The organism is Phormidesmis priestleyi ULC007 (assembly GCF_003003695.1).
GTDB classification, from domain to species: Bacteria; Cyanobacteriota; Cyanobacteriia; order Leptolyngbyales; family Leptolyngbyaceae; genus Phormidesmis_A; species Phormidesmis_A priestleyi_A.
Map to the genome: position 1 here is coordinate 1 of NZ_PVWG01000139.1, position 843 is coordinate 843.

General features: G+C 50.3%; 1 pseudogene. It reads left to right on the forward strand.

The features are described 5' to 3' along the window. A pseudogene (locus tag C7B65_RS28245) lies at positions 1 to 819 on the forward strand (ISKra4 family transposase); the annotation flags it as partial. Positions 820 to 843: the final 24 nt, after the last annotated feature.

Here is an 843-nt window from a genome sequence, read left to right on the forward strand (position 1 = left end):
GTTGCCACGATCATTGAGGTGAAAGAAGAAAGCTGGGACTATGTGCCGCCGCAATTGGAAGCGGAGATTGCCAGTGTTGCGATTGGCTTAGATGGCACCTGTATGCTGTTGTGTGACACCGGATGGCGAGAAGCTATGGTCGGCACCATCAGTCTGTATGACGCGGTTGGAGAACGACAACACACGATTTATATTGGAGCGACTCCCGAATATGGCAAGGCAACCTTTCTAGAACGGCTAGAGCGAGAAATCGCGCGCACCAAAGCTCGTTATCCCCAAGCCACCTATATCGGAGTTGCGGATGGAGCAGCCTCAAATTGGCAATTCCTCAACCGCCATACTCACGAACAAGTGCTCGATTTCTATCATGCCTCCGCTTACCTTGGTGCAGTTGCCATCGCCCTTTATCCCACTGATTCAGCCCAGCAACGGCACTGGCTTCAGGAAAATTGTCATCATCTCAAACACAATCTAGGAGCCGCCACCCAACTCTATCAACAGATGCTTGATCTCTCTCAAGGTTCACGACACTCGAAGCCGATTCAGGAGAACTTAGCAGCTGCTGTCACCTACTTCCACAACCATCATCATCAGATGAACTATGCGCTCTATCGCAGCAGAAATTATCCGATTGGGTCTGGGGTGACGGAAGCGGCTTGCAAGACGGTAATTAAGCAACGGTTGTGTTGTTCTGGGATGCGGTGGAAGGAGACAGGAGCTGCTGCGATTCTGAGTTTGAGAGCGTTAGTCTTAACCTCAACCCGTTGGGATCAATTCTGGAACAAGCTGAATCAATATGGCTTTTCCATTGCGCTCTAAGGGTATCAAATAAAGGTCGCACCC